This is a genomic window from Yersinia sp. 1252 StPb PI, assembly GCF_048593885.1.
Taxonomy (GTDB): Bacteria; Pseudomonadota; Gammaproteobacteria; order Enterobacterales; family Enterobacteriaceae; genus Yersinia; species Yersinia enterocolitica_E.
The window spans coordinates 1-4,430 of record NZ_JAZGQE010000264.1 but is presented as its reverse complement, the minus strand read 5'-3'; the positions used below and the strand labels follow the sequence as shown (position 1 = coordinate 4,430).

Below are 4,430 nucleotides of genomic sequence, written 5' to 3'. Positions count from 1 at the left end.
CTGAAAGCTAATGTAAGAGATTCATTTACACCAGTCCAGCCTATAAAAGTAATATCCGATGAAGCAACTGATAGGGAGATAAAGAGAATAATGACGAACGAAAATGCAGACATAATTTCCCACAATATTACTGATAGAGAAAACAGTATTGATAATGAGATAAAGGTTTTTTCTGATAAAGTTATCAACTCTGTTAATAATGCATATGACAAAGTATCTAAAGTGAAAGCCATTTTTGATTTGGCAGAATCTCGACCAAAAATTAAGGCCAAATTTAAAAAATTGCTTGATAAAGCTGCTGGATTGAATGATGAAGTTATCATTGATATTGATAAAGTAGATGTTTCTGCTATATCAGACATGGTCTACAACAGATTTAAAGATAATGTCAATAATCTATACGATTTCCTTCACTCACAAACGAAAGGGAATTATGATTCCTTTGTTTTATTTAAACATCGGCATTTTAATTCATCCCAACCTGATGCCTTTGCCCTGCCCTTTGACAGTAAGAAAAGAATTCTGCTGGCTATGTTGCCAGACAATCAGCGCCACGGCGGGTTAGTTGACACGGTGGTCCATGAAGCTTCACATAATGCTGCTTACACACGGGATCATACTTATCTCGGGAACGTGCGGGCTGACACCGGTTCATTTCCTTCCTCATTTGAGGATTCATCAGTTCGCGAAACGAAATATTTTTTTGCAGACGAACGGATACGTGGGCTGAGTACAAACTATGCTCTCGGTTTACCAGAAAATGCTAAACCCAACAAAACGCAAGCAACAGAGGCAAATGTTCTTTTGCAAAACAGCAGGCTGATAAAAGCAAACACACTTCTGGATGCTGCAGAATATAATACATTTATGATTGACGTTTTAAGTAGAGCCAGAATAAACGGCTCACGTATTGATTTCGACGCTGCTGTACCCAGAAATAAACGCTCTGTTTACGATGATAATCATAGGCTTGATGATACAATCATGCTGGCTTCATTGAGAGTTTCTCTTTCGGGCACTATTGCAAAAATCTGGTGATGGTAAGCTGCTAAAGCGCCATTTTGGCTGAAGGAGTAACACATAACCCCATTCAAAGGTCGACATTTTCAGAGTGCTATTATCTTCTGGGCAGTGCGCTGGTACTGCAAATACGGGATTGGGAACAGCCACGACGTATCCTTACCGATAAAGCACCGATCTACGGCAGAGCGCTGGCGTTGTTGAAACGAGAAGGGAAATACTTGCCGTATGTAGAGCACCGACAGATGAAATACCTTAACAACGTGATTGAGTGTGACCACGGTAAGTTGAAGCAGATAATCAATCCGATGTTAGGCTTCAAAACCATGAGGACAGTTTATGCCACGTTCAAAGGTATAGAGGTCATGTGCGCGTTGCGTAAAGGCCAGGCAGAACCTTGGTATTATGGCCATCCACAGGGTGAAGTACGTCTGGTTAATTACGTTTTCAGTCTCTAAGGCTTTTAACCTGAGAGAAAACTTACCCTTAACGGCTATTTGCAACAGTGCCCTTACCTCACCAAACGCTTGGCAAACCAGCGCTGTAGCGCTTGTGGAAGTAGACCTGTTAGTCGTAACAGCGCGGTGAGCAGTGGGGGAAAATCAATTTCAGCGGCCCCTTTTGCCAGCCCTCGGCGGCATAATCGAGCGCCAATTGCTGCCCAATACCGGAACTGGCTCCGGTGATCACCACGTGTTTCATGCTTGCAGCCTCTTCTTCAATTTGACAACAATCCCGCCGAGCAGCGATATATGTTCATACAGCATGGCACCCAGATCGTAGTAATCACGCTGATAGATGACCCGCTGTTCAGCAAAGCGTAACTGGCTGATACCCTCTAAACTGAGCAAGCTGCCACGGCGCAGACGGGGATGGGCATAAGTCATATGCCAGCATACAGAGGCTTGTTGGTCATGGTGCTGAATGTCAGTGAGGGTAAAGCTACAAGTGCTTAAGTTACTGAGCAGCAATTGAAAATAAGCTTCAAGTGAACTCAATCCCTGATGTTCTCCGACGGGATCGATAAAGTGGATATCGCGATGATAAACATCAGATAGCTTGACCAGACGTGCTGTATCCAGCGTGGTATAAAATTGTGAAAAACGTGCCAGCAGTGCTTCAGCATTACTCATGGCGATGCTCCGCAGTATGGGTTAGCAGAGCGTGGTTATCGATAAACGTAATATTCAAGCCAGCATCGCACCAAGCGGTTGTGTCGCATTAAGGTACAGTCCGGTAGCCTGCTGTTTTTTTGTGATGTTGCCTGCCCATGTCTCTAATAAGAAAATCCTACAGTCGCCTGCGTTACCCCGTCGATGTTATCGCGCAATGTGTTCGCTGTTATCTTACGCCCTGAGCCTTAGCAACCTGGAAGAGATGATGGCTGAACGCGGTATTACCGTTGACCATTCCACGTTACACCGCTGTGTCATCCGTCTGGTGCCATTGCTGGATAAGGTATTTCGCTAACATAAACGCTCAGTGGGTCGTCGGTGGTGAATGGATGAAACCTATATCAAAATCAAAGGCCAGTGGAAATATCTGTACCGCAAGGTGGATGCTGCAGCTGCATTACGCATCTTTCGCAAGGGCATTCGCCACCACTATGAACCTGAGATAGTGACCCTTGATAAAAGTGGCGGCAACACGGCAGCGCTGACTACACTCAACGCCGACAAACCAGAAGAAGAAACCATTACTGTCAGACAGAACAAGTATCAGAGTAACTGGGTTGAGTAAGCTCACCGGAATATAAAACGCCGCATACGACCCATGCAGGGATTCAAATCGTTTAGATGGGCACAGACGATCCTAGCCGGCATCGAACTGATATATATGATACGCAAAGGACAATATCAACATCCGCAAAATGAGGGATTGTCAGCAGCAGAATAATTTTATCGGTTAGCTGCCTAAATAAACGGCAATACCACTTTTGCTGACCTGCCGACGTTATCGCGACACAACCTTTTGCGGCCCCGCAGGTAGAGGTAGCTATCGGAGTGGAGGTATTGAATCGCCTGCTGACCCCGCGCGACCGCATTGTGTTCGCAAGAAGGCTAAAACTGCCTAAATTAAAGTGGGTAAGGGAAATTTTAACCTTACTCTATCCATGCACCAACACCATTTAGAGTGGCTTAAGGAACGGTAATCCACCTTTGGTATTCATTCCCTATACATTGGAATACCTGAATTGGCGCATTCAAAACACCATCACCGAGCGCATCCATACAGAGTCCAGTTCCCGCATTAAAATAAACTCTTGTACTGTCTACTTTTAACCACTGCTGCTTAGCGCTATTATTACAGATATCCGTTACGACTCTTGAATTACTGTTTACCGTGAGACACCGTGTTGGCTGGTTTGCTTGGTGAAATCGGTAAGTCTCATCTTGCGAGAATACTTGATTACTGTTTACAGCACAATGCCATAGCCCCGCGATTGCTCCTCCCCCCAATAAATCAAGACAATATCCATTTGCATCATTTTTCAATTGCCTATCAGCCACCGGAATCCCGACATTATCACTCAGTGTGCATACTTGTTCCGCCGTACACACCGATTTTGCAATGGCGGCGCAATCTCCATAGGTGTAAGTGGAGCTACTGGTGGGTAACACCGTACCTCCATTGGCTTTAGGAATGCCATACACCGCTATAGTTCGAGGGACCTGAGCACAGGTAGAAGGTTGCTCATTACCCTGCGCAAAATTTTCCACCCATTCAGATAGTCGCGACAATCCTCCATAGCTTGCTGGAACTTGGATCGTAGCAACTGTTGTGGTGATGGCTGTCGTCGTATCTGTAATAGTAGCCATCCAGCCATTGCTGCCTGATTTGGCAACTTTAATTCTATAAGTGATACCTTCTTTCCAAGGATAGTTTATCCAGCATTGAACTCCACTTCCTTCATGACCAAAGAAAGCACACTGAGAACCTGTCGCTTCTTGCCATGCTGTAGCTCCCCAGATAGAAAAATTCAACGCCTTTTCATTGGCATTCCTGCTTTGTAAGCCCGCATACCCACCTTCTTGACTGCCAATGAAGCCCCACTGATGTGCCCAGTAAGTCCTTCCGTTATATCCCGGCTCAGCGGTTATTGTAATTGTGAACTCCATATCATTAAAACCCTGTGATGTGGCTGGCCAGGCACGATTGATTGTTGCCATTCCTCCCGCAACGATAGCATAAGCTGTAGAGTGCATAAGACAAAAAAGGAGTAGAATTATTGTGTAGAACACTGAGTGTATTATTTTCATTTTTGTATAACCTCTCAAGGTCTTTAGTTAATTTGACGTCGTAATCTTCATGCTTCTACGGAGTATATTGGAGATATCCTAATACGACTAAGATCAATGTATTCTAGGATATTGATAACATAAAATAATTACGAAATAAAAGTTAGCGAG

At 44.4% G+C, this 4,430-nt stretch carries 3 protein-coding genes and 3 pseudogenes; 3 read left to right on the top strand and 3 right to left on the bottom strand.

Features of this window, described 5'->3' with window-relative positions:
* Both V2A85_RS22190 and V2A85_RS22185 read left to right on the top strand, forming a co-directional pair.
* A partial coding sequence (locus V2A85_RS22190) for a hypothetical protein (protein ID WP_420072386.1) occupies nt 1–1,038 on the top strand: 1,038 nt, incomplete at its 5' end.
* A gap of 119 nt (nt 1,039–1,157) precedes the next feature.
* A pseudogene (locus tag V2A85_RS22185) lies at nt 1,158–1,478 on the top strand (DDE-type integrase/transposase/recombinase); the annotation flags it as partial.
* A gap of 166 nt (nt 1,479–1,644) precedes the next feature.
* Here V2A85_RS22185 and V2A85_RS22180 read toward each other — a convergent pair.
* A pseudogene (locus tag V2A85_RS22180) lies at nt 1,645–1,722 on the bottom strand (short-chain dehydrogenase); the annotation flags it as partial.
* Nucleotides 1,719–2,153 (bottom strand): nuclear transport factor 2 family protein, encoded by a 435-nt coding sequence (locus tag V2A85_RS22175; RefSeq protein WP_420072385.1) that lies wholly within the window; start codon nt 2,151–2,153, stop codon nt 1,719–1,721. The gene V2A85_RS22175 and the pseudogene V2A85_RS22180, both read right to left, overlap by 4 nt.
* A 137-nt stretch (nt 2,154–2,290) precedes the next feature.
* On the opposite strand from V2A85_RS22175, the pseudogene V2A85_RS22170 reads away from it, so the two are divergent.
* A pseudogene (locus tag V2A85_RS22170) lies at nt 2,291–2,916 on the top strand (IS6 family transposase).
* A gap of 242 nt (nt 2,917–3,158) precedes the next feature.
* Here V2A85_RS22170 and V2A85_RS22165 read toward each other — a convergent pair.
* Nucleotides 3,159–4,190, bottom strand: a complete 1,032-nt coding sequence (locus tag V2A85_RS22165) for a DUF3472 domain-containing protein (RefSeq protein WP_420072384.1) — start codon at nt 4,188–4,190, stop codon at nt 3,159–3,161.
* Nucleotides 4,191–4,430 lie beyond the last annotated feature (240 nt).

Coding starts and splice junctions, on each gene's coding strand:
- V2A85_RS22175 (WP_420072385.1), bottom strand. CDS start 2,153: ATGAGTAATGCTGAAGCACTGCTGGCACGTTTTTCACAATTTTATACC.
- V2A85_RS22165 (WP_420072384.1), bottom strand. CDS start 4,190: ATGGCAACAATCAATCGTGCCTGGCCAGCCACATCACAGGGTTTTAAT.